Origin of the sequence: Arthrobacter sp. AB6, from assembly GCF_031844545.1 — a bacterium.
GTDB lineage: Bacteria > Actinomycetota > Actinomycetes > Actinomycetales > Micrococcaceae > Arthrobacter.
In genome coordinates this window covers 187895-211310 of record NZ_JAUZVL010000001.1, presented here as the reverse complement: position 1 = coordinate 211310, position 23416 = coordinate 187895, and the positions used below count along the sequence as shown (strand labels likewise).

The 23416-nt window shown below is 67.2% G+C and carries 20 protein-coding genes; 13 read left to right on the top strand and 7 right to left on the bottom strand.

The features are described 5' to 3' along the window. Positions 1-12 precede the first annotated feature (12 nt). From Q9R30_RS00960 to Q9R30_RS00925, 8 genes are all read left to right on the top strand, one after another. Positions 13-768, top strand: a complete 756-nt coding sequence (locus tag Q9R30_RS00960) for a cytochrome c biogenesis CcdA family protein (RefSeq protein WP_104998956.1) — start codon at positions 13-15, stop codon at positions 766-768. Beyond that, on the top strand, positions 768-2543 hold the full coding sequence (locus Q9R30_RS00955; RefSeq protein ID WP_311216497.1) for a cytochrome c biogenesis protein ResB: 1776 nt from the start codon (positions 768-770) through the stop codon (positions 2541-2543). The genes Q9R30_RS00960 and Q9R30_RS00955 overlap by 1 nt, the downstream gene beginning before the upstream one ends. Further along, a complete protein-coding gene (gene ccsB / locus Q9R30_RS00950) occupies positions 2543-3646 on the top strand; it encodes a c-type cytochrome biogenesis protein CcsB (RefSeq protein ID WP_104998954.1) in 1104 nt (367 codons plus the stop codon). The genes Q9R30_RS00955 and ccsB overlap by 1 nt, the downstream gene beginning before the upstream one ends. Before the next feature lie 153 nt (positions 3647-3799). Then, on the top strand, positions 3800-5869 hold the full coding sequence (locus Q9R30_RS00945) for an Hsp70 family protein (protein ID WP_311216496.1): 2070 nt from the start codon (positions 3800-3802) through the stop codon (positions 5867-5869). A 2-nt stretch (positions 5870-5871) separates the two neighbouring features. Beyond that, positions 5872-7938, top strand: coding sequence for a LuxR C-terminal-related transcriptional regulator (locus Q9R30_RS00940; protein WP_396136678.1), 2067 nt, complete (start codon positions 5872-5874; stop codon positions 7936-7938). 164 nt (positions 7939-8102) lie between these two features. Beyond that, a complete protein-coding gene (locus Q9R30_RS00935) occupies positions 8103-9185 on the top strand; it encodes an IniB N-terminal domain-containing protein (RefSeq protein ID WP_104998952.1) in 1083 nt (360 codons plus the stop codon). A 108-nt stretch (positions 9186-9293) separates the two neighbouring features. After that, positions 9294-11240 (top strand): dynamin family protein, encoded by a 1947-nt coding sequence (locus tag Q9R30_RS00930; RefSeq protein WP_311216495.1) that lies wholly within the window; start codon positions 9294-9296, stop codon positions 11238-11240. Further along, positions 11237-12766, top strand: a complete 1530-nt coding sequence (locus tag Q9R30_RS00925) for a dynamin family protein (protein WP_104998950.1) — start codon at positions 11237-11239, stop codon at positions 12764-12766. Before Q9R30_RS00930 ends, Q9R30_RS00925 begins: the two co-directional genes overlap by 4 nt. Here Q9R30_RS00925 and Q9R30_RS00920 read toward each other — a convergent pair. After that, positions 12755-13363 (bottom strand): hypothetical protein, encoded by a 609-nt coding sequence (locus Q9R30_RS00920; RefSeq protein WP_311216494.1) that lies wholly within the window; start codon positions 13361-13363, stop codon positions 12755-12757. The genes Q9R30_RS00925 and Q9R30_RS00920 overlap by 12 nt on opposite strands. 12 nt (positions 13364-13375) lie before the next feature. Next, a complete protein-coding gene (locus Q9R30_RS00915; RefSeq protein ID WP_104998948.1) occupies positions 13376-13768 on the bottom strand; it encodes a PLDc N-terminal domain-containing protein in 393 nt (130 codons plus the stop codon). A gap of 62 nt (positions 13769-13830) precedes the next feature. Between Q9R30_RS00915 and Q9R30_RS00910 the strand changes: the two genes are divergently transcribed. After that, on the top strand, positions 13831-14142 hold the full coding sequence (locus Q9R30_RS00910; protein WP_199775275.1) for a DUF4229 domain-containing protein: 312 nt from the start codon (positions 13831-13833) through the stop codon (positions 14140-14142). 2 nt (positions 14143-14144) lie between these two features. On the opposite strand, the gene Q9R30_RS00905 is transcribed toward Q9R30_RS00910, so the two are convergent. The 5 genes from Q9R30_RS00905 to Q9R30_RS00885 form a co-directional block, all read right to left on the bottom strand. Continuing rightward, positions 14145-15026, bottom strand: coding sequence for a 1,4-dihydroxy-2-naphthoate polyprenyltransferase (locus tag Q9R30_RS00905; protein ID WP_311216493.1), 882 nt, complete (start codon positions 15024-15026; stop codon positions 14145-14147). Positions 15027-15095: 69 nt separating this feature from the next. Then, positions 15096-16274, bottom strand: a complete 1179-nt coding sequence (locus tag Q9R30_RS00900) for an AMP-binding protein (protein ID WP_311216492.1) — start codon at positions 16272-16274, stop codon at positions 15096-15098. 13 nt (positions 16275-16287) lie between these two features. Then, a complete protein-coding gene (locus Q9R30_RS00895; RefSeq protein ID WP_104998944.1) occupies positions 16288-17241 on the bottom strand; it encodes a 1,4-dihydroxy-2-naphthoyl-CoA synthase in 954 nt (317 codons plus the stop codon). A gap of 22 nt (positions 17242-17263) precedes the next feature. Then, complete coding sequence (locus Q9R30_RS00890; RefSeq protein ID WP_311216491.1) at positions 17264-17704, bottom strand: VOC family protein; 441 nt, start codon at positions 17702-17704, stop codon at positions 17264-17266. Positions 17705-17818: 114 nt separating this feature from the next. Further along, a complete protein-coding gene (locus Q9R30_RS00885) occupies positions 17819-18580 on the bottom strand; it encodes a CPBP family intramembrane glutamic endopeptidase (protein ID WP_104998942.1) in 762 nt (253 codons plus the stop codon). 146 nt (positions 18581-18726) lie between these two features. Between Q9R30_RS00885 and Q9R30_RS00880 the strand changes: the two genes are divergently transcribed. The 4 genes from Q9R30_RS00880 to Q9R30_RS00865 all read left to right on the top strand — a co-directional run bounded on the left by Q9R30_RS00880 (position 18727) and on the right by Q9R30_RS00865 (position 23188). Further along, complete coding sequence (locus Q9R30_RS00880) at positions 18727-19701, top strand: metal ABC transporter substrate-binding protein (protein WP_199775274.1); 975 nt, start codon at positions 18727-18729, stop codon at positions 19699-19701. Beyond that, entirely contained in the window at positions 19698-20441 is a 744-nt protein-coding gene (locus Q9R30_RS00875) for a metal ABC transporter ATP-binding protein (RefSeq protein WP_104998940.1), read from the top strand. The genes Q9R30_RS00880 and Q9R30_RS00875 overlap by 4 nt, the downstream gene beginning before the upstream one ends. 3 nt (positions 20442-20444) lie before the next feature. Further along, positions 20445-21314 (top strand): metal ABC transporter permease, encoded by an 870-nt coding sequence (locus tag Q9R30_RS00870; RefSeq protein ID WP_104998939.1) that lies wholly within the window; start codon positions 20445-20447, stop codon positions 21312-21314. Positions 21315-21475: 161 nt separating this feature from the next. After that, entirely contained in the window at positions 21476-23188 is a 1713-nt protein-coding gene (locus tag Q9R30_RS00865) for an ABC-F family ATP-binding cassette domain-containing protein (protein ID WP_311216490.1), read from the top strand. Positions 23189-23416: the final 228 nt, after the last annotated feature.

Sequence of the window (23416 nt, the reverse complement as noted above, 5' to 3'; positions counted from 1 at the left end):
GGCGGCCGGACCGTGAACAGCCCCTTCGCCGAAGCCATCCTGAACGGCTCGCTCCTCCTTGCCATCCCGGTGGCACTGCTGGCCGGACTGGTCTCCTTCCTCTCACCCTGCGTCCTGCCCCTGGTTCCCGGGTACCTGGGCTATGTCACCGGGCTGAGCGGCGTGGACCTGGAAAAGCAGAAGCGCGGCCGGATGCTGCTCGGTATTGGACTGTTCGTGCTCGGCTTCTCCGTGATCTTCGTCCTGTTGGGCGGAGCCTTCGGCCAGTTGGGAACCCTCATCACGGGCACGCAGAACGCCTGGATCACCCAGCTCCTGGGCGTCCTGGTCATCGTCATGGGCGTGGTGTTCATGGGCGGCTTCAGCTGGCTGCAGCGCGACGCCAAGATCCACGCCAAGCCGCCGGCCGGGCTATGGGGCGCGCCGTTGCTGGGCCTGACCTTCGGGCTGGGCTGGGCGCCGTGCATCGGCCCCACCTACTCCGCCGTCCAGCTGCTGAGTCTCTCCGGCGGCTCCTCCGCCGCCAAGGGCGCCTTCCTGGCCTTTGTCTACAGCCTGGGCCTGGGCATTCCCTTCCTGCTGATCGCCCTGGCGCTCCGCCGGGGAATGGGTGTGATGGTGTTCTTCCGCAAGCACCGCCTGGCCATCCAGCGCATCGGCGGGGGCATCCTGGTGGTGCTGGGCCTGCTGATGGCCAGCGGCGTCTGGGGGACCTGGGTGACCGAGCTCCAGTACTGGTTCCAAACCGATGTGAAGTTGCCGATCTGATGAGCGAGCACGTGAACGTAGACAAGAAATCTTCCGCCCCGGAAACTGGCGCCGGTGTGCCAGGGCCCAAGGCGGACGCCGCGCTGCCGGCCCTGGGCCCCAAGGAGATGCTGCGCTGGGCGTGGACCCAGCTGACCAGCATGCGCACGGCGCTTTTCCTGCTCCTGCTCCTGGCCGTCGCGGCCGTGCCGGGCTCGCTCTTCCCGCAGCGCCCGGCCAATCCGTCCATCGTCACCCAGTACATCAAGGACAACCCGGACTACGGAAAGCTGCTGGACACCCTGCAGCTGTACGACGTCTACTCCTCGGCCTGGTTCTCGGCCATCTACCTGCTGCTGTTCATCTCGCTGATCGGCTGCGTGGTGCCCCGCGCCATTGCCCACTACAAGGCCATGCGGTCCCAGCCGCCGCGAACCCCCAAACGCCTCTCCCGCCTGCCCGAGTACGGCACACTGGTCATACCGGCCGACGCCGGGATCCCGGCGCCCGCGGCCATCCACAGTGCCGCCGGGCTGCTCAAGAAGCGCGGCTACCGCGTCGAGGTAAGGGACGACGACGGCGCGCGGCCGTCTTTGGGAGCCGAGCGCGGGTTCATGAAGGAAGTGGGAAACCTCGTGTTCCACACTTCCCTCATTGGCGTGCTGGTGTCCGTGGCCGTCGGCGGCCTGTTCGGCTACAGCGGCCAGCGCATCCTGGTGGAGGGCGACACTTTCGTGAACACCCTGGTGGGCTATGACCAGTTCAACCCCGGCACCAATTTCCAGTCCGGCCAGCTGCAGCCCTACTCCATCCAGCTGGACAAGTTCGACATCACCTTCGACCGCGAGTCCCAGGGCAAGTTCGGCCAGCCCATCGATTTCTCGGCGTCAGTCACTACCAAGGAAAACCCGGACGCGCCCGCGCGCCAGGAAACCCTGAAGGTCAACGATCCCATCACCCTGGGCGGCACCAGCATCTACCTCACCGGCAACGGCTACGCTCCCGTGGTGACCATCCGGGACGGCGCCGGCAACGTGGCCATGCAGGGGCCCGTGGTGGCGAAGCTGCAGGGGGACAACTACTACTCTTCCGTGGTGATCAAGGTTCCCGACGCCAAGCCCGACCAGCTGGGGTTCGCGGGTTTCTTCCTGCCCACCGCCTTCGTCACCAACGAAGGGGTCTCCTTCAGCGGGGACCCGGAGCTGTTCAACCCGCAGCTGACGCTCAACTCCTATTACGGGGACCTTGGCCTGGATGACGGCGCTCCGCAGAACGTCTTCGAACTGGACGTCAAGGAGCTCACTCCGCTGAACGCACGGAACCTGGACGCCGGCGGCATCACCCTGTCCCCCGGGACCGGCTACACGCTGCCGGACGGCAAGGGCACCATCAGCTTCGACGGGGTCAAGCGCTACATCGGAGTGGACATCCACCACAACCCCGGGCAGGCCTACGCGCTGGTGTTTGCGCTCCTGGCCGTGGCCGGACTGATCCTTTCGCTCTACGTCAACCGCCGCCGGGTGTGGGTCCGCACGGGCACCCACGATGACGGCCGCACCATGGTTGAGTACGGGCTCCTGGCCCGCGGCGAGGACCATCGCCTTGCCGCCGAAGCCGCTGCCCTCCGGCAGCTGCTCAGCGGGGAATGGCGGCTGGACCACGAACCGGACACTGCCCGGCCCGGGGATTCCCGGCAAACACCCAGCAGCGTGCACGAGAATAGCGCCGGCGCTGCCGCAACCACAGGCCCAGCCACCACCCCAGCCGGCCCCTCGGGGCCCAAAAAGGACCAGTAATGCCGTTTGGAATCAACGAAACCATGGGCCAGTACAGCGAGCTGTTCATGCTCCTGGCGGCCGGCACATACACGGTGGCCTTCATCGCTTTCGCCTGGGACCTGGCCAAGAGCAGCAAGGCCCTGCGCGCCATCGACCTGAAGGCCGCGCAGGCCGGCCTCGACGGCAAGGCCCAGGAGGCGGCCAGCGTCCCGGTTGCAGCCGGGGTGGGGGAGCGGGCTGACACTCACCTTGCCGGGCCTGCCGGCAGGGCCGAGCGGCCGTCGTCGTCCACTGCCAGGACTGCAGGGGCAGGGGCCGGAGGCGTGGCCACCGCCGACGCCGACATGCGGTACGCCGCTGAACGCCGTGCCCCCGCGCGGGTGGCCGTGGCCCTGACAATTCTCGGCGCACTGATCCATGGTGCCGGCGTCGTGACCCGCGCCTTGGGTGCGGGGCGCGTGCCCTGGGGCAACATGTACGAATTCCTCACTACCGGCGCCTTCGTGGCGGTTGCGGTATTCCTGCTGGTCCTGGTCCGCCGTGACCTCCGCTTCCTGGGTACCTTCGTTGTGGGCCTGGCCATCATCATGCTGGTGGCCGCGTCCGTGGCTTACTGGACGCCGGTGGGCCACCTGGTTCCCGCCCTGCAGAGCTACTGGCTGATCATCCACGTGTCCATCGCCGTGCTGTCCTCTGCGCTGTTCACCCTGACATTTGCCATGTCCGCGCTCCAGCTGGTCCAGTCGCACCGGCAGAAGACGGTGGCTGCCGGCGGGGCTGACAAACTCGGCTTCATGCGCCTGGTGCCGTCCGCGCTGAGCCTGGAGAACCTGTCCTACCGCATCAACGCCATCGCCTTCATCGGCTGGACCTTCACCCTCATGTTCGGCGCCATCTGGGCCGAGAAGGCGTGGGGGCGGTTTTGGGGCTGGGACACCAAGGAAGTGTGGACCTTCGTCATCTGGGTGGTGTACGCGGGCTACCTGCACGCGCGTGCCACGCGCGGGTGGACGGGCACGCGCGCGGCGTGGCTGTCGATCGTGGGCTACCTCTGCGTGATTTTTAATTTCACCATCGTGAACCAGTTCTTCAACGGCCTTCACTCCTATTCGGGGCTCTGAACAGGGGTTTCTTCCGATCGCACGGCGTAAGCCGCGGAAATAACAATTCGTTGTAGCAATAGGGGTGTTCGCGGTCCGGCCGTGGTGCTACCTTGGTGACGTTCGCTAGTGATGAAGCTTGCAGGCGAAACGACAGTATTCCTGAGGTACCCCATGAGCTACGTTCTGGCCATTGACGTCGGGACCAGCTTCACTGCTGCTGCCGTTGCACGCTTTGATCAAGGAACTTCTTCGTCTCCTGAGTGCCTGCCACTGGGAATCCGTGGAACCTCGGTACCCTCCGTGCTGTTTTACCCGGAGGAAGGCCCCATCCTGGTGGGGGAAGCTGCGGAACGCCGCGGCCTTGATTTCCCGGCCCGGGTGGTGCGGGAATTCAAGCGCCGGGTGGGCGACGCCGTGCCGATCTCCGTGGGCACGCTCTCCCTGCCGGCCGAGGACGTCTTCGCCACCATGGCCCGCTGGGTGGCGGACCGCGCGGAGGAACGCGAGGGGGCGCCGCCGTCGGAAATCATCCTGACCCACCCGGCCGCCTGGGGCAGCCACCGCACCTCGCTCCTGAAGGAAGCCCTGGCCGCCAGGAACCTGCAGGACGTTGCCCTGGTGACGGAGCCGGAAGCTGCAGCCCTGCATTACGCCTCCCAGGTGCGGGTGGAAGAGGGAAGTACCATCGCGGTCTACGACCTTGGCGGCGGAACCTTTGACACAGCGGTCCTGCGGAAGGCCGGCAGCAACCGTTTTGACCTGCTGGGCCGCCCTGAGGGCATCGAAAACCTCGGGGGAGCCGACTTTGACGCGGCGGTCCTGCGCTACGTTGCAGGGAATACCGGCGGCGCCCTCTCCAGCCTCGACACGTCCGAGCCCGGGGCCCGTGCGGCGCTGGCCAGGCTGCAGCGCGAATGCGTGGAAGCCAAGGAAGCGCTCTCCGCGGACAGTGAAGCCAGCATCTCCGTCCTGCTGCCGGGATTCCAGCAGCAGGTGCGCCTGGTCCGGTCCGAGTTCGAGGCACTGATCGACGAGCCCATCCGGGACACGGTGGACGCGCTGGAACAGTCCCTGGCCGACTTGAAGCTGGCACCGGCGGATCTTTCCGCCGTGCTCCTCATTGGCGGGTCCTCGAGGATCCCCCTCGTTGCGCAGATAGTCTCCGAACAGCTGGACCGCCCCATCGCCGTCGACGCTGATCCCAAGTCCTCCATCTGCCTCGGTGCTGCCGCCGCGGCTGTCCTGGCGCGGGAGGCGGCCGCCGCCGAGATTGCGGCGCAGGCGGCGGCGGAAGCGGGCCCCGCCGCGGCACCTGAAGGCGCCGCACCGGGCCACGTACCCGGGCGGCCGGCGAGCTGGTCCCGGAAGAGCACGACGGCGGCAGGCGCCATGGCTGGAGCCGCAGGGCAGGGTGCCCCGCACGGCCAGCGCGGACACCGGGGCGGTGCTCACGCGCCGAAGCCTACGGTGCGGCTGACCGCCATCGCGGCCGCTGCTGCGGCGTTCACTGTCCTGTCGGCCACCGCGGCCCAGAGCCCCGAGGGCCTGAGCAGCCTGACATCCATCTTTACCCCCAAAGCGGACGCCGCCCCCGAGAAGGATTCTTCCTCAGCCGGTTCCGGTGGCGGCGGAACCGGAGGCGCGGCAGCGGCCGGTGCCGGCGCGGAGGCGCAGGAACCTGCCAGGGGCATCGAAGCCAGTGCCAGCACGAAGGACTCCGCCCCGGGCACCGTGGGCCTGGAAGTGGCAGCCTCGCCCACCAGCAGGCCGGCGTCCAGCGCCGACGGGGAGCTGGCGGCTGCGGGCTCCGGCGTCACGGGCGCCCTTGACACCGCTCCCGGTACGACTGCCGCCCCGGGAGCTGGTGCAGGTGGAGTGACGGAGCCCCTGGCCGCTCCCGCCGCCCCTGCCGGTAGTGCTGATCCTGTTCCGGGAACAAGCGAGCCAGTGCCAGGTGAAACGGGGACGGCGAGCCCTGTCCCGGTGGACCCGCCTGCGACCGAGGAGCCATCGCCGCCTGTGACGGAGGAACCGCCTCCCCCGGTGACCGAGGAGCCCCCGCCTGCGACGGAGGAGCCATCTCCCCTGGTGACGGAGGAGCCACCGCCGCCTGTGACGGAGGAACCCCCTCCGCCCGTAACGGAGGAGCCGTCGCCTCCGGCACCGGAGCCCACGGCGTCCATGGCCACGGAGTCCGCGCCAGCCACCGATCCGGCCACGGCCGCTGAACCGGCGGTTTGACCATGACCGGGAATGAGATCCGGCCGGTGTCCCTGTTGCCGGAGCTGAACCACCACGGGCAGGAGCCCGGCGCCGCCGAGCAGATGGCCCGGCAGCTCAAAGGCGAGAACGTTGCCGTACGCGAATTGCTGCTGGCCCTTTCCGTCGGTTTCGTTTTGCCTGGACCACTGCCAGCGGACCTCCAGCGCAGGCTCGACAGCGGTGACGTGCAAAGCCTTGCCGTCCTCGTGGAACGGGCAGAAGCTGCAGGACTCCTGACGGCGGACGGGACCGTGGTGGGGCCGGCGCAGCAAGCCCTGCTTGCCGTCGCCCCCACCGCCAAGGTCCATGCGCTCCAGCGTGAGCTCGTCACGGCGTACGCCAGGGACGGCGTGCCCCTTGGCGATTTCGCCCGCGAACTGGCGCGCGGTGGCCTGGCAGATTCCCGCGTGGCAGCTGAACTCGAGCATGCGGCCGACAAGGCGCTCGAGCATGATCCTGCGCTGGCGTCCCAGCTCTATGGTGAAGCCCTGCTGGCAGGGGCCGACGAAGCAGCGACCGCCGCCCGCCGTGCCCAGGCCGCAGCAGCGAACGGCGACCTGGACGCAGCTACCCGAATCATCGACTCGCTGCTGGTGGCTGACGATCCGCCCGACGTGCGCCGGGGCGTGGACGTGGCCGCAGCAGTCTGGGCCCAGCGCGGTATGCTGGCGCGGGCGGCGGACGTGTACAGCTGGCTGGGGGCCACCCGGATTGGACCATCAGCCCCGCTCGCGGCGGTGGCCCTGATCGGGTGCGGCAACCGGGCCGGCGCGGAAGCACTTTTCCAGCCAGGCGCTCCACCCGCTTCTCCCACCCTCCTGGCTGCCACGTTGGCAGAAACAGGGAAGGGGATCTACGAGTCAGTCAGCGCGGACCCGCACCAGGCACTGCCTGTCCTGATCCATGCCTCGGACATGTTCAACGCGGCAAACGCGGCGCTTCCGCTTCCGGAGACGCCGGCCGCAATCGCTGCCCTCCTGGCACTGCACGGCGGGGAACCGCGGCTGGCGGAAACCGTGTGCCGGTCTGCCACTGCTGCCGGCCAGGGCGGCAATGCCGCGAAGCCCAGGCTTTTCCTGCTTCAGGCCTGGTCTGCCATGCAGCAGGACAAGCTCGAGGATGCCCGGCTCGCAATCAATGAGGCCTCCAAAGCGAACCACTGGCCGCTCGTGCCCAGGGACGAGTTCCTGCGCGCAGCCCTGGAAGTCGGGCTGGCCCGGCGGAGCGGAGACGTGCCGGAACTCATCATGGCGTGGGAGCGGGCCCGTGAAGCAATGCTCCACACGTCGGTGGACCTTTACAGCCTCCTGCCGTGGGGCGAACTGATGATCACGGCGGCCCGGCTCAGGGAGACCCGGCGGGTGGCGCACTACCTCACCGAAGCGTGGCAGCTTCTTGACCGGCTGGGCGATCCGCCGCTGTGGGCCGTGCCCTTCCATTGGGCGGCGGTCCAGGCAGCGTTGCTGAGCGAAGACCCTGCGGGACTCGCTCCCCATGCGGCAGCCCTGGCACGGGCGGCCCGTGACAGCCACCTTGCCGCGGTGCTTGCCGCCGCAGGCAAGGCCTGGGTGTCGGTCTTGGCCGGGAGGCTGACCCCCGCTGATGTGGAGGTCGCTGCCCGGGGGCTCGGCAGGGTGGGGATGCCCTGGGAAGGCGCCAGGCTGGCCGGGCATGCAGCGGCGAAGGCAGAGGAGCGCAAGGACATGGTGCGGCTGCTGTCCTGTGCCAGGGACCTTCATCCCCAGGTCAGTCCGGCAGTCAACGGCTCATCCGGCCCCGCGGCCCGCAGCACTCCTGCCCCCGCCGCTGAAGCGGCCGGCAGCCTGCAGCCGGACGGTTCCGGGCTGAGCGAAAGGGAAAAGGAAGTGGCCCGCCTGGTGCTCGAGGGCAAGACGTACCGCGAGATCGGCGAGGCCATCTACATTTCCCCGCGGACCGCTGAACACCACATCGCCAGGATGCGCCGCCGCCTGGGCGCGGAAAACCGCTCCGACCTGCTGACCAGGCTCCGCCTTGCCTTGGGTCCCGAAGATGCTGCGCCGGAATAACCCCTAATGCCCTAACGGCACGGGACCCGATTCCCCGGCGGAAAGCCATCCGGTAGGGGGAAGCGGCCCGATGCCCGGTCCTTGGCCCGAACCATACGTTTGATGCAAGCCCGGTTAATGGACGCCGAGCGCTCCGCAACTCAGAGAAGATTGAGGACAATCAAATGACACTCGCAAACGATCTCGTCCAGTTCCTGATGCACCTCTTCGGCGACCGCCAAGCCGCACAGGACTTCCTGGACGATCCCGAGAAGGTTCTGGAAGACCACGGCCTCGGTGAAGTCTGCTCCGCAGATGTGGATGCCGCAATGCCTGTAGTCCTGGACTACGCGCCAGTCACCACCAACACCTCCCGGTTCGACCGCGAGTACAACACCGGCGGCAACACGTCCTGGACCGGCCACATCGGCGGTGGCGGCGCCGGATACACTCCTCCTGCGGGTGGCGGCGGGGGCGGACACCACGACCACGATGATCACGCCCACGCGGTCCAGCAGCTCCACCATGTGGTGAACAACTACTCCTACACCTCAACGGTGGATGACCGGGACAACATCGTTGACCAGTCCGTCAACCAGAACATCTGGGCCGAGGGCGACGTTGAGCAGTGGTTCGACAACGACTCCGTCATCGCCTCCGGGGACCGTTCCGTCGCTGCGGGCGACGACGCATACGTCCGGGACTCCAATAACATCAGCGATTCCTACAACACGGACAATTCCACCGACAACTCCACGGACAACTCGGTCCACGCCGGCGGGGACGTCAACATCGGCAACGAGAAGACGGACATCGACGACTCCTTCAACACCGACCTCGATGTCGATGTGGCTGATTCGTTCAACGACAACTCGGATAACTCCGTCAACGACTCCTACAACGACAACTCGGAGACCTCCACCGAGCTGGATGTCGCCGTCGAGGATTCCTTCAACGACAACTCCGACAACAGTGTGGACAACACGGACAACTCAATCACGGAGACCAACACCACCGAGGTTGCGATCGAGGACTCGTTCCAGGACAACTCCACCGCGGAGACCAACACCACCGAGGTTGCGATCGAGGACTCGTTCCAGGACAACTCCACCGCGGAGACCAACACCACCGAGGTTGCGATCGAAGACTCGTTCCAGGACAACTCCGAGACCGAGTTGACCCACACCGAGGACAACTCCACCAACGCAGACGTGTACGTGGAAGACAGCGAGGTCAACACGGCCATCGACGATTCAGTCGCCGGCTAGGCATCCCCGGGCGCGGCGGAGTGCCCGGCAGGAGGTTTCTCCCTCCTGCCGGGCATTTCAGGGCTCACCCCACGTCCCAATTCCCAGACTTGAGGCAAAGGACACACTGTGGCAGAAGAAGGATCGGCAGGGCAGCCAACGCCGGCAAACGCGGGGCAGCTCATCAAGCTGGTGGAGCAAGGCCTTCAGCTGGTGGGCGCGGGGGACAGGGCGGATCTCCGCAAACGCCTCGACCAAACCATGGCAAGGTTGAAGGACCCGAGCATCCGGGTGATCGTCGTCGGCGAATTCAAGCAGGGCAAGAGCAAACTCATCAATGCCCTGGTCAATGCCCCTGTGTGCCCGGTGGATGACGACATCGCCACCTCCGTCCCCACAATGGTCCGCTACGGCGATCCCGCCTCGGCGAGCATCCTGGTGCCAAAAGACGGTACGGACGCCCCCGACGAAAGAAACGTGGAGCGGCAGCCCGTCAACATCGCCGAACTCGCCGCCTTCGTTTCAGAACGCGGCAACCCAGGCAACAGCAAGAAACTGGTGGCCGCCGAGGTATGCCTTCCCCGCAGGCTACTGACCGGCGGGCTCACCGTTATCGACTCCCCGGGCGTTGGCGGCATGGGATCCTCGCACACCCTGACCACCCTCACCGCACTGCCCATGGCGGATGCCATGCTGCTGGTCAGCGACGCCTCGCAGGAATACACCGAACCGGAACTGCGCTTCCTCCGGCAGGCCATGCGGATCACTCCCAGTGTGGTGGGAGTCCTGTCCAAGACGGACCTTTACCCGGAATGGCGTCGCGTGGAGGAGCTGGACAGGGGCCACCTGGCCCAGGTTGCACCGGACATCCCGCTTTACCCCGTGTCCTCCGACCTGCGGCTTGAGGCTTCCCGGCTGCAGGATGCCGAGCTCAACGCCGAATCGGGCTTCCCGGTGCTGATTACGCACCTGCGGAACGAGATTGTGGGAAAGGCACAGCGCCTCCAGCGGCGTTCGGCGAGCCAGGACCTGCTTTCAGTTACGGAAAACTTGCGGCTCTCGCTGCAGTCCGAGCTTGAAGCCCTCGAGAACCCGCAGGGTACGCCCCGGATGATCGCCGGGCTGGAGTTGGCCAAAGCTGAGGCGGACGATCTGCGGAAACGCTCCGCGCGGTGGCAGATCACCCTCAACGACGGCATCAGCGACCTGATTGCGGACATGGAGTATGACCTCCGGGACAGGCTGCGGCGGATCCAGCGGGAAGCCGAAGCAGCCATTGACCAAGGCGATCCGGGACCCACCTGGCCGCAGTTCTCCAAATGGCTCGAGGAATGCGCGGCGGCCGCCATCTCGGACACCTTCGTGTGGACCAGTGAGCGGGCCCAGTGGCTGGCGGCGCAGGTGGCAGAACACTTCGCTGCGGATGAAGTCACCCTGCCGGTGTTCCGCGTCTCCGACACCGGGGACGCCCTGGACCCCGTGGACGAGATGCCAACGCTCGACGACGGACGCATCAACCCGGTGCAGAAGGTCCTGATCGGCATGCGCGGGTCCTACGGCGGTGTCCTGATGTTCGGTCTCCTGACGGGGATCTTCGGGATGGCTCTGATTAATCCCCTCTCCGTAGGGGCCGGACTGTTGCTGGGGCGCAAAGCGTTCCGGGAAGACCAGGAAGCGCGGCTCAAGCGCCGTCAGGGCGAAGCCAAGGCGTTGGTACGCCGCCAGCTGGACGATGTCACGTTCCAGGTAGGCAAACAGCTGAAGGACCGGCTGCGGCTGGTTCAGCGCGCCACCCGGGACCACTTCACGGAGATCGCGGACGAGCACCACCGTTCGCTGACGGACTCGGTATCGGCAGCGCAAAAGGCAGCCACCACGTACGCCCTCGAAAAGGACGTCCGCATCCGGGAGATCAAGGCGGAGCTTAAGAAGGTTGACGCGGTGTCCCGCGCCGCCGCAGCCGTTGCCGCAGAGGTATCCGCGGCAACGCCCCGCCAAGCGGGCGGGGGCCAGGGCACGGCCCGGCTTTCAACCGGCCGGCCGGCGGGGGCTCCACCAGTGGCGGCCGTGGGATGAAGAACCCTACGATGGCCGGTGCCAAGGAGTTGGTTGCCGCGGCCCTGGAAGTGTACCGGGATGATCCTGCCGCCTCTGCCGCGCTCAGGGGCTATGGGCGCAGGTTGTCCGAGCCCCTGCGGATCGCCATCGCCGGAATGGTGAAAGCCGGAAAATCCACGCTGCTGAACGCGATTATCGGGGAAGAGATAGCCCCCACGGACACGGGCGAATGCACCCGGATCATCACATGGTACCGGCACGGGCACACGCCCCGCATCACGCTATACCCCGTGAAGGGCGAACCCAGGAACCTGCCGCTCAAACGCGTGGACGGGCGGCTGGTGTTCGTCCTGGGAGACATGCGGGCGGAGGACGTGGAACGCCTGGACGTCCAGTGGCCCGCACCGGGCCTGAAGGAAATGACGCTGATCGATACCCCCGGCATAGCCTCGCTCTCGGGGGACGTATCTGCACGGTCCACCAGCTTCCTGACTCCCTTGGATACTCCGTCGGAGGCTGATGCCATCATCTACCTGATGCGGCACATGCACGCCTCGGACCTAAGGTTCCTGGAATCATTTGCCGACACCGCCGCGGGCCGCTCAGGCACCGTAAACGCCATTGCCGTCCTGTCCCGGGCCGACGAGGTGGGCGCAGGACGGATCGATTCCCTCCTGTCCGCCGGCGACATCGCCGAAAGGTACCGCCGCGACCACAACCTGAGGAAGCTCGCGCTGGGCGTGGTACCCGTCGCGGGCCTCCTGGCCCAAAGTGCCCGGACCATGCGCCAGCCGGATTTCCACGCGCTTGAGCTGCTGGCCGGCATGAACCGCGAGGCCAGGGAAAAGATGATGCTCTCGGCGGACCGGTTCCTCCGCGCAACCGATCCGAAAGGCATGACCGCGGAGGCCCGGGCCTCGCTGCTGGAGAGGTATGGCCTTTTTGGCATCCGCCTGGCGGTGGTCCTGCTCCGTAACGGATTCGACCAGCCCACACCCCTGGCCCATGAGCTTGCCCGGCGCAGCGGACTGGACCCCCTGCTGGAGACGGTGGGCCGGCAATTCCAGGCCCGGGCAGAGGCGTTGAAGGCCCGGACGGCACTGGTGGGGGTGGAAGCCCTGCTCCGGGTTTCTCCACGCGAGGGGACCGGGCACCTGGCCGCGGCACTGGAGAAGCTGCAGGTCAACGCCCACGAGTTCCGTGAACTGCGGCTGCTGGCGGCACTGCGGACCACCGGCGTTGGCCTGACCCCCGAGCTCGCAGCCGAAGCCGAGGCATTGACCGGGGGCCTGGGTGCGGCATCGCATGTACGGCTCGGGCTGGGCCCGGACGCCACCCCCGAACAATTGGCTGACGACGCCCGCTGTCTGCTGTCCCGCTGGCGTGCGCTGGCGGAGAACCCGCTGACGGACCGGACTGCCCTGGACGCCTGCAGGGTTGTGATCCGGAGCTGCGAAGGCATCGTGGCGGAATGCTCAGCCCGGGAGTTCCAGCGTCAGCTCGCCCAGCACTCGGCGCGTCAGGCCAAACCGTTATCGGCCTGACCTGAGCCACGCGGCAACCGACGGGAAGAAGAACAGCACCAGCCCGATGAACGCCAGCAGGATCTCGATTCCCCAGAGGATAACCACGTAGCTGCCGGCGTCGCCCGGGGGCACCAGGAACGTGGCCGCCACCATCATCACCAGCACATGCGCCGCCAGCAGCGGGACCAGGGCCAGCCGGGCCCAGCCCTGCCGGCCCACCACCACGCCGAGCATTGCCGCCTCAAGGAGCATCACCAGCAGCATCGCCCCAATGCTTCCCCAAAAGACAATGTCCGTGGCCGTGGTAACCGCAGCGTCATCGCCCCCGGGAGCCATTTCCTGCACCACGGTTCGAAGCCGTTCCAGATGGGAGTCCCGGGTAAGGAAGGAGCCCGCCAGGACCGCCAACCCCGCCGCGAAGCTGAACAGCCAGAGGTTCCTGGCGAGCCTGGCGCTGCCCGGAACCGGCGGGACCACCACGATCGGTGCAGGGGAAGAATAGGACAGCCCGGGCCGCGGAGGCGGCGCGGGCAGTGCAGTGGGTGGCCCATCTGGCGGTGAAGCTGCCCCGGCAGGGGTCCGCAGCCGATCTTCTCCGTCAGTTTCGTGAGCCATGGAACAGGTCCCCTACTTCAGTCCGTCGGTGTCGTGTTCGTCGGACTCGTGCTTGTCTTTCCCGCCGTCGTCGTTCTTTGCCTTGGCATCCGACTCCTCCTTCAGCCGCTTCAGGCGAGCAGCCTCGGCTTCCTGCCGGCGGCGCACCTCCAAGTTGCGGAGGAAGTCCGGATCGTCGTCCGGAGCGGTGGAGTGGCGGTAGTTCTGGCCCTGCGCCGCAGTGCCGCGGGGCCGGCCGATCAGGAGCCAGAGGATTGCGCCGATGACCGGCAGGACGATCATGACCACGATCCAGGCAGGTTTGGAAATCCCGCGGGTGAGGCGAGCATCGGTGCGGATCACGTCGACGAGGCCATAGACGAAGATGGCGAGGACTGCGACGGCCAAAACCACACGGAGGAGCATGTCATTAAGTCTATCGTCAGGAGGCGCAGGGGCCGTGGGCGGGAGGCGGCTAAACTTGAATAGTGGCCTTTTTGAAATATTCCCTGATCCGCCTGGCGCTCTTTGCGCCCCTGTTCGTGCTTTTCACCCTCCTGGGCCTGGGCGCCCTGATGTCCGTCATCTGCGCAGCCCTGATTGCCTTCGCCGTGAGCTACCTCTTCTTCCAGAAGCAGCGCGATGCGGCAGCGGCAGCCCTGCAGCACCGGTTCTCAGGCAAGGCCAAGCCGCTGCGTTCAGCCGGCGAGGTCCAGGACGCCCACGCCGAGGACGCCCTCCTGGACGCCAACCCGGACGTGGCCATCAGCAACGACGCCAAGGACCGCAAACAGGGTTAAGCCTAGAACCCGTGGCTGAGGACCAGGCCCAGTGAGAACAGCAGGCTGTAGCCGAGGTTGATCAGGCCGGTCTGCTTCAGGACCGGGATCAGGCTCTTGCGCTTGCGGCCGTTGATCATCAGCCACGCCGGCATCAGGCAGGCCGGAATCAGCAGCAGCACAATCAGCATCCAGGGCCGGCCGGGAGCCAGGATCACCACCAGCAGGATGGCCACTGCGAGCATCAGCACGTAGCTTTCCCGGGCGTGCTTGTCGCCCAGCCGGACCGCCAGGGTCTTCTTGCCGGCCTGCATGTCCGTGGGGATGTCCCGGACGTTGTTGGCCATGAGCAGGGCGGTGGCGATAAGGCCGGTGCCGATCGCGCCGATGATGGAGGGCAGGTTGATCTGCCCGGCCTGGGTGTAGGTGGTGCCCAGGGTTGCCACCAGTCCGAAGAACACAAACACGAAAACGTCGCCCAGGCCCATGTAGCCGTATGGGTTCTTGCCGCCGGTGTAGCCCCAGGCGGCCATGACGCAGCCCAGGCCCACCAGGATGAGCCACCAGCTCTGGGTGATCACCACCAGGATCAGCCCAAAGACCATGGCTGCGGCGAACGCGCCAAAGGCGGCCCGCTTGACGTGCTCCGGACTTGCCGCCCCCGATCCCACAAGCCGCAGCGGGCCCACCCGGTCATCGTCGGTGCCGCGGATGCCGTCCGAGTAGTCGTTGGCGAAGTTCACGCCCACCTGCAGCAGGAGTGCCACGAGCGCCGCGAGGATGGCGTTGAACAGGAGGAACGAATCCATCTCGTAGGCGGCGGCGGAGCCGATCAGCACCGGCGCAATCGCGGCGGGCAACGTCCGGAGTCGGGCGCCTTGGATCCATTGTGCGGCTGTAGCCACGGTCAGTACCTCGCGTGTGGTTGGGGAGGGCGGCAGGAGGGGAGCCCTGCCGGGTGGTGCAGGTCTACTTTACTTTCCCTCGTGGAGGGTATTCAGTTCGGCGGTCATGGCCAGCCGGTCCGGCTTGCCGTTGGGCAGCATCAGCAGCGAGGACGCGGCCAGGACGGTTTTGGGAGCCAGGATCCCCAGCGTCCGGCGCCAATCCTGCTGAAGCACGACGGCGTGGTCCCGGCTGCGCAGGGCATCGTCGGCTTCGGCGCCGCGTGCGGACTCCGCCAGCGCCACATAGGCGGCCACGGCCTGGCCCCATTCCGCGGAGGGCACGCCCGCCACAAAAGCCGCCGCGACGCCGTCGGACTTTTCCAGCTCTTCCTGGACGTGCGCCGCGGAAACCTTAACGCCTCCGGTGATGATCACGTCGTCGGCCCTGCCCAGCACGGTCAGCCGGCCGTCGTCGTCAATGCTGCCGAGGTCGCTGGTGCGGTACCAGCGCACGCCGTCCTCCTCGAAGAACGTTTCGGTGCTTTCCGGGGTCTCGAGGTATCCCGCGGCGATGGTGTCACCGCCGAGCAGGATCCGGCCGTCCCCCTCAACCCGGACGGACACTCCCTCCAGTGGGAAGCCGTCGTAGACACACCCGCCGCAGGATTCGGCGGAACCGTAGGTGGTGATGACCCGCACTCCGGCGTCGCGGGCGGCCGCCAGCAGGGATGCCGGCGCGGGGGCGCCGCCCAGCAGGACGGCGTTGAAGCGGCGGAGCACGGCCAGGGTTTCCGGAGACGGTTCGTCGAGGAGGCGCTGGAGCTGGGTGGGAACCAGGGAAGTGAACCTGATCCTGTCCGTCAGTTCCAGGGCAGCCTCGGTGAATGCTTCGGGCGTGAAGCCCCGGGACATATCCATGACCCACGGGCGGGTGCCGGCGAACAGGGAACGCACCAGCACCTGGATGCCCGCCACGTACTCCACCGGAAGGGCCAGGAGCCACTGGCCTTCGCCCTTGAGCGCCAGCGCCGTAGCCATGGAGGAGGCAGCCAGGGACTCGACCGTCAACACCGTCGCTTTGGGGGCGCCGGTGGAGCCGGAAGTGCGCACCACCGCCACCGCGTCATCGCAGCCAGGCGTTTCCACATGCCCCACCACCAGTGCGCCGTCGCTCCCGACGGAGAGTTCGACGGCGGGGCCCTCGCCGTGGAGGGCTGCCGCTAATGCCTTGAGGGCGGGCTCTACATTGAGTGGGCCGCTGTTCATATGCCGCTCCTGGCTAGAAGTAGTGCGGGAAGGAGGACCAGTCGGGTTCGCGTTTTTGCAGGAAGGCTTCCTTGCCCTCCACCGCCTCGTCCGTCATGTATGCCAGCCGCGTGGCCTCGCCGGCGAATACCTGCTGGCCAGCCAGGCCGTCGTCGGCAAGGTTGAAGGCGAACTTGAGCATGCGGATGGCCTGCGGCGACTGCCGGGCGATATCGGCGGCGTACTCCAGGGCAACTTCTTCGAGGCGTTCGTGGTCCACGGCCTCGTTCACGGCGCCCATCCGCACCATGTCCTCGGCGGAATATTCGCGGGCCAGGAAGAAGATCTCGCGCGCCGCCTTCTGCCCGATCTGCCGTGCGAGAAGGGCGGAGCCGTAGCCGGCGTCGAAGCTGCCCACGGTGGCGTCCGTCTGCTTGAACTTGCCGTACTGGCGGGAGGCGATGGTCAGGTCCGCCACCACGTGCAGCGAGTGCCCGCCGCCGGCCGCCCAGCCGTTGACGACGGCGATGACCACCTTCGGCATGGTCCGCATCAGTCGCTGGACTTCGAGGATGTGCAGCCTGCCGGCACGGGCGGGGTCGATTGTTTCCTGCGACTCGCCGTCGGCATATTTGTAGCCGTCCCTGCCCCGGATCCGCTGGTCTCCACCGGAGCAGAACGAGTGACCGCCGTCCTTTGGGGAGGGACCGTTGCCGGTGAGCAGCACGGTGGCGACGTCCGGGGACATGCGTGCGTGGTCCAGGGCCCGGTACAGCTCATCCACGGTGCCGGGGCGGAACGCGTTCCGCACTTCCGGCCGGTTGAACGCGATCCGCACCGCGGGCAGGTCGCGCACCCACCCGCCGTCGGAATCCCTTTCCACCTGCCGGTGGTAGGTCATGTCCTGGAAGTCCTCGAAACCGGCCACGGTCCGCCAGCGGATGGGGTCAAAGACGTCGGACACTTGGGCGGGAATCTGTTTGCTCACTGTCCAAGTCTAGTAATCGGCCTCAGCTGATGCAGAACTCGTTGCCTTCCGGATCTGCCATGGTGTGCCAGGAGTGCGGACCCTGGCTGGCGGTCCAGAGGAAAGTGGCACCCCTGGCCTCAAGCTCGCGGCGGACCTCGTCCTTGTCCCGGCCGGCCAGGTTCACGTCCCAGTGCACGCGGTTCTTCACGGTTTTCCCCTCGGGCGCCGTCTGGAAGAGGACACGCCTTGCGGGCTCCCTTGACTCCAGTTCCTCCGGCGGCCGGATGGCGCAGCCCTCACGCCAGACCAGGTTGCCCCGGTGGGTCATGGCCTGGTCCTCCGTGGCGAAGCCCTGCTCGATCATGGAACGGATGAAGGTGGCGTCCTGGGGCTCCACGGACCACTGCAGGGTCTCAGCCCACCAGTCCGCGAGTTCGTGCGGTTGGCTGCAGTCGACGACGATCTGGATGTTCAGTCCCATCCCACCAAGGTACGGTGGCCGGTGGTGCTGCGGTAGGTGCCCACGGCAACGCGAGGTCACTCCTGACCCGAAAAAGCCCCACTTTCGGGCGTTATCTGACCCCGCGCTGGTGGACTACGGCTGCACCCGTTGGAGCTGTTCGAAAACCTCCGGCGGGATGGCGTAGATGAACACCACGGCCAGCAGGTTCTTCGCCGCATGGACGAAGTAGGAAAACATCAGGTTCTTCCCGGTCCAGACGTACACGAAGACCAGAGTGGCCCCCATGGCCAGGTAGGGGAGCAGGGCGGCAAGGGTGATGGCTTCCCGGCCCGCGATGTGCATGGCGGCGAACAGGACCACCGACACGGCGCAGCAGATCCAGATGTTCACCCGCCGGCTCAGCTTGCCTATAAGGAGGTGGCGGAAGATGTACTCCTCCACGAACGGCCCCACCACCACAAGCAGCGGAACCATGAGCCAGGCCGGCACCTGCTGCATCAGCGCCTGCAGCCCCGCCTGGTTCTCTGACGTCTGTGCCCCGCCGCTGGCCGCCACCACGATGGCCGTAAGGATCAGCATGGCAATCACCGCGGCGGGCACCATCATGAGCGTGAACCACGGGCGCGTGGCGAGGACCTTCAGGTCGCGGCCCACCACCTTCCGGGCCGCCAGCAGCGCCAGGATGCCCACTGTGGCGTAAAAAAACAGGTTCGCCGCGTAGGAAGCCGCCGCCGGGGAAGGAGCAACCTGCCGCAGGATCGGCGCCAGGAGTTCCCCGGCCACAGCGAAGAACCCGGCAATGGCCACGTACACGATCAGGGTGGCCCCATCCAGCGGCGAGAAGCGGTACAGCTGTGGCTGCGGAGCAGGGGGTATTCGGTGGGCGGTCGCCATGGTTTCAGCCTATCCCCCAACTAGGTAGCGCTAAGTGTCGTTCTGCGGCTCCAAAACGACACTTAGCGCTACCTAGTTGGGCGGGAAGGGGGGAGGCGGGCCGGGCGCGTTGCTGGAGGAAACGTGCTTCGCCTAGAATATTCGGTATGCCTAAATTTATGTTTCGGTGCGCCAAAGTAGCCGCCCCAATCCGCGCCCGCAGGACGGTGCGCTTCAGGACGGCGGCCGCTGCCGGCGTCGTGCTTTCCCTTCTGCTGACCGCCTGCGGCGGCGGGGCCTCAGGGAACGGCGACAGCAAGCCGGTAGTGCTGACAACGTTCACAGTGCTGGCGGATATCGCCCGGAACGTCGCGGGGGACAAGCTCACCGTGGAGTCCATCACCAAAGCCGGGGCGGAGATCCACGGCTACGAACCCACTCCCGGCGACATCCGGAAAGCCTCCAAGGCCGACCTCATCCTGGATAACGGCCTGAACCTGGAAGCCTGGTTCGCGCAGTTCGTGGACGGGCTGGACGTGCCCCACGCCGTGGTGAGCGAGGGTGTGGAGCCGATGCCGATCAGCGAGGACTCCTACCAAGGCAAACCCAACCCGCACGCCTGGATGTCGCCGCTGAACGTCCAGGCCTATGTGGACAACATGGTGCGGGCCTTCAGCGACCTGGACCCCGGCAACGCCGCTGCCTTCAAGGCCAATGGGGACGCCTACAAAGCCAAACTCCAGGCTGTGCAGGACCAGATGACCACCAGCCTTGCGGCGGTGCCGGAAGCCCAGCGCGCGCTGGTGACCTGCGAAGGCGCCTTCTCATACCTGGCACGTGACACCGGGCTGAAGGAGGTCTACATCTGGGCCGTGAACGCCGAGCAGCAGGCCACGCCCCAGCAGATCACCCGCGCCATCGAGTACGTGAAGGCCAACAAAGTCCCTGCGGTCTTCTGTGAGTCCACGGTTTCCAACGCCCCCATGCAGCAGGTGGTGGAAGCCACCGGCGCCCGGTTCGGCGGCACCCTGTACGTGGACTCCCTGTCCGAAGCGGACGGGCCCGTGCCTACATACCTGGACCTGATCAGGCACGACGCCGACACCATCACCAAAGCGCTCACCGCGGGGGTGGGGCCATGACCTTCCCGGCCATCCAGGTGGACAACGTCACCGTCCACTACGGCGAAGTCCTGGCACTGGACTCCGCCTCCCTCTCGCTTGACCCGGCGCGTATCTGCGGCCTGGTGGGCATGAACGGCTCCGGGAAATCCACGCTCTTCAAGGTGATCATGGGCATGATCAAGCCCGACGCCGGCACGGTGCGGATCGGAGGCCAGCCGCCTTCCAGGGCGCGCAGGGAAGGGGGCATCGGCTATGTGCCGCAGAGCGAGGAAGTGGACTGGCAGTTCCCGCTGTCCGTGCGCGACGTGGTGATGATGGGCCGCTACGGCCACCAGGGTTTCACCCGCCGGGCATCGAAGGCGGACCGGGCTGCCGTGGACGAGGCGTTGGACCGGGTGGAACTGGGGGACTATGCCGGGCGGCAGATCGGCCAACTCTCCGGCGGGCAGAAGAAGCGTGCCTTCGTGGCCCGCGGGATTGCCCAGGGTGCCACCACCATGCTGCTGGACGAACCCTTCGCCGGCGTGGACAAGAGGTCCGAAGCCACCATCACCCGGCTCCTGCGCGAGCTCGCCGCGGACGGCTGCACCATCCTGGTTTCCACCCACGACCTGCACGCACTCCCGCAGCTCTGCGACGAAGCCGTGCTGCTGATGCACCGGGTCCTCATGCACGGCCCGCCGCACGTGGTGCTGCAGCCCGAAAACCTTGCCATGGCGTTCGGCCTGGACGTGCTCAACCGGGAAGGGCGGAGCTAGCCCATGGAACTGCTCCTCGAACCCCTCAGCTACGACTTCATGGTCCGGGCCATCGTCACCACCGCGCTCGCGGCCGTCGTCTGCGCTGTCCTCAGCTGCTGGCTGGTGCTGATCGGCTGGTCGCTCATGGGCGACGCCGTCTCCCACGCGGTGCTGCCCGGCGTCGTCCTGGCCTACATTGTGGGCGCCCCCTTCGCGCTCGGCGCGCTGGTGTTCGCCCTGATCGCCGTGACCCTGATCGGGGTGGTCCGAAATACCAGCCGGGTGAAGGAGGACGCCGCGATCGGCATCGTGTTCTCCTCGCTGTTCGCCCTGGGCCTGGTGCTGATTTCCGTGACGCCCAGCCAGACGGACCTGAACCACATCATCTTCGGCAACCTGCTCGGCGTCAGCATTCCGGACCTCATCCAGGTGCTGGTGCTGGGCGTGGTGGCCTTCGCCATCCTGATCCTCAAGCGCCGCGACCTTACGCTCTACGCCTTCGATCCGACGCATGCGCACGCCATCGGGCTATCCCCCCGGAGGCTCGGGGCGCTGCTGCTGGGCCTCCTGGCCCTGACCTCGGTGGTTGCGCTGCAGACCGTGGGCGTTGTCCTGGTGGTGGCCATGCTCATCATCCCCGGCGCCACGGCCTACCTGCTCACGGACCGGTTCTCCCGGATGCTGGTGATCGCCCCGGTGGTCTCGGCGCTCTGTTCGATCACCGGCATCTACATCAGTTACTACCTGGACACGGCCTCCGGCGCTATGGTGGTGCTGACGCAGGGAGTGGTGTTCGCCGTCGTCTACCTCTTCAGCCCGCGGCAGGGGCTGATCGGCACCCGCCTGGCGAAAGCCCGGCGCAGGAAGGCCGCCGCCCTCGCTGCAGCTTGACTCGGTGGCTTCAATCGGGGCAGTCTGGAGCGATGAAGTCCTGACCAGCAGCCCCGGCCCCACGCCGGCTGTTCTCCCAAACCAAGGCCGCCGTCGAGCGCTGGATGAAAACTCCCGTTCAGCTCCGGCGGCCACACTGCGGAACTTTGCGAGGACTTCCCTTGACTGAACACCTTAACCTTTCGGACGTCTCCCATGGCTATGGCGACCGCCGGCTGCTGGACCGCATCAGCCTGGTGATTTCGGCTGGCGAGCACGTTGCCGTGGTGGGCGAAAACGGTGCAGGCAAATCCACCCTGCTCCGGATCCTGGCCGGCCTCGAAGCGCCCGACGAAGGCGCCGTGGTGATCCAAGGCAGGGTGGGCTACCTGGCCCAAACCCATGGCCTGCCCGAGTCCTTCACGGTGGGCGCCGCCGTCGACGCTTCCCTTGCCTCGCTGCGTGCCCTCGAAGCGGAGCTTGACCGGCTGGAGACCAACCTCGCCGACGCCGGGGAAGACGAACTGGCCACTTACGGCCGGCTGCAGACGGAGTATCAGCTGCGCGAAGGCTACGCCGCGAAACCCCGGGTGGAGGCCGCCCTGGACCGGCTGGGCCTGGGCGGCCTGGACCGGAACCGCCTGCTGGGATCCCTGTCCGGCGGGGAACAGGAACGCGTGGCCCTGGCCTGTGTCCTGGCCGATCCGGCGGACATCCTGCTCCTGGACGAACCCACCAACCATCTGGACGCCCGCGGAACCGCCTGGCTGGAGGACCGGCTGGCGGCCCACCGTGGCACGGTGGTGGTGGTGTCCCACGACCGCGTGCTCCTCCGCAAGGTGGCGTCCACCATCATCGAAGTGGATGCCGAGCGCCGTGCGGTCACCCGCTACGGCAACGGGTACGACGGCTACCTTCGGGAGAAGGCAGCCGAACGCGCACGCTGGGTCCAGCGGTACCACACCTGGCTTGACGCGATGGAGTCCGAAAAACGGCAGGCAGACACTGTGGCAGGGACCATGGGCTACGGCCGCAAACGCGATGGCGACAAGATGGGCTTCGACTTCAAGGCGGGCACCTGGCAGAAGGCAGCCAGCAGCCAGGTCCGGAATGCCCAGGAGCGGCTCCGCAGGCTTGAAGCGAGCCCGGTGGACCGCCCGCCCGTACCCTTGCGGCTGAATGTCGACCTGGATCTCCCCGCTGCCGGCCCGGTGCCGTCCGGGGCAACGCAGAATGGCGGCCCCGTGCTGGCTGCGCGCGACGTGAGCGTGCCCGGCCGGCTGGGCACCACAGACTTCCAGGCAGGCGCCGGCGAGAAGATCCTCATTACCGGGCCCAACGGCGCGGGCAAGTCCACGCTGCTCTCCGTGCTCGCGGGAACCCTGGAACCGGCAGCCGGCTCCGTCACGCGGCCAGACCGGATCGGCTACCTGCAGCAGGAGCTGGAGCTGCCGCCACGGCCCACCCTGCGGCTGCTGCCGGCCTTCGCGGCGGGCCTCGGCGGCACCATCGACGAGCACGCCGAGGCCCTGCTCCGACTTGGCCTTTTCCGCACCAGCGAGTTCCACGTCCCCGTGGGCAGCCTCTCCGCCGGCCAGCAGCGCAGGCTCGCACTGGCGCGGCTGCTGTTGGGCGGCTACGGCACCCTGCTGGTGGACGAGCCGACCAACCACTTGGCGCCCGTGCTCGTGGAACAGCTGGAGGCGGCACTGGCGGACTTCGCCGGGACCCTGGTGATGGTTAGCCATGACAGGGCGCTGCGGGAATGGTTCGCTGCAGGCGCGCGGCGCAGCCGTGGGGCGGCCGCCGGCGCAGCAGGGACCCCGGGCGGCAGCGCCGGTGCCGGGCGTTGGCTCCGGTACTCCATGGACAAGGGCGTGCTCGCGCCGGCTTAGGGGCAGGCCCGGGCAACCAACGGGAAATCCCGACCGGAATGCGTCACTTTTGGCCGCCCGGTGGGGCAGTTGCCCCGGGATGGCGGGGTCTCCTCCCGCCTGGCAGGACATAAGTCACGCATTTGGGGCAGCGGCCAGGCCTGGTGAACGGTGAGAACCGCGTAAAGCAGTCTTTACCGGGGGACCGGCGGCCGGAAACATCGGCGGCGGAAAATGGGGCCCATGCCC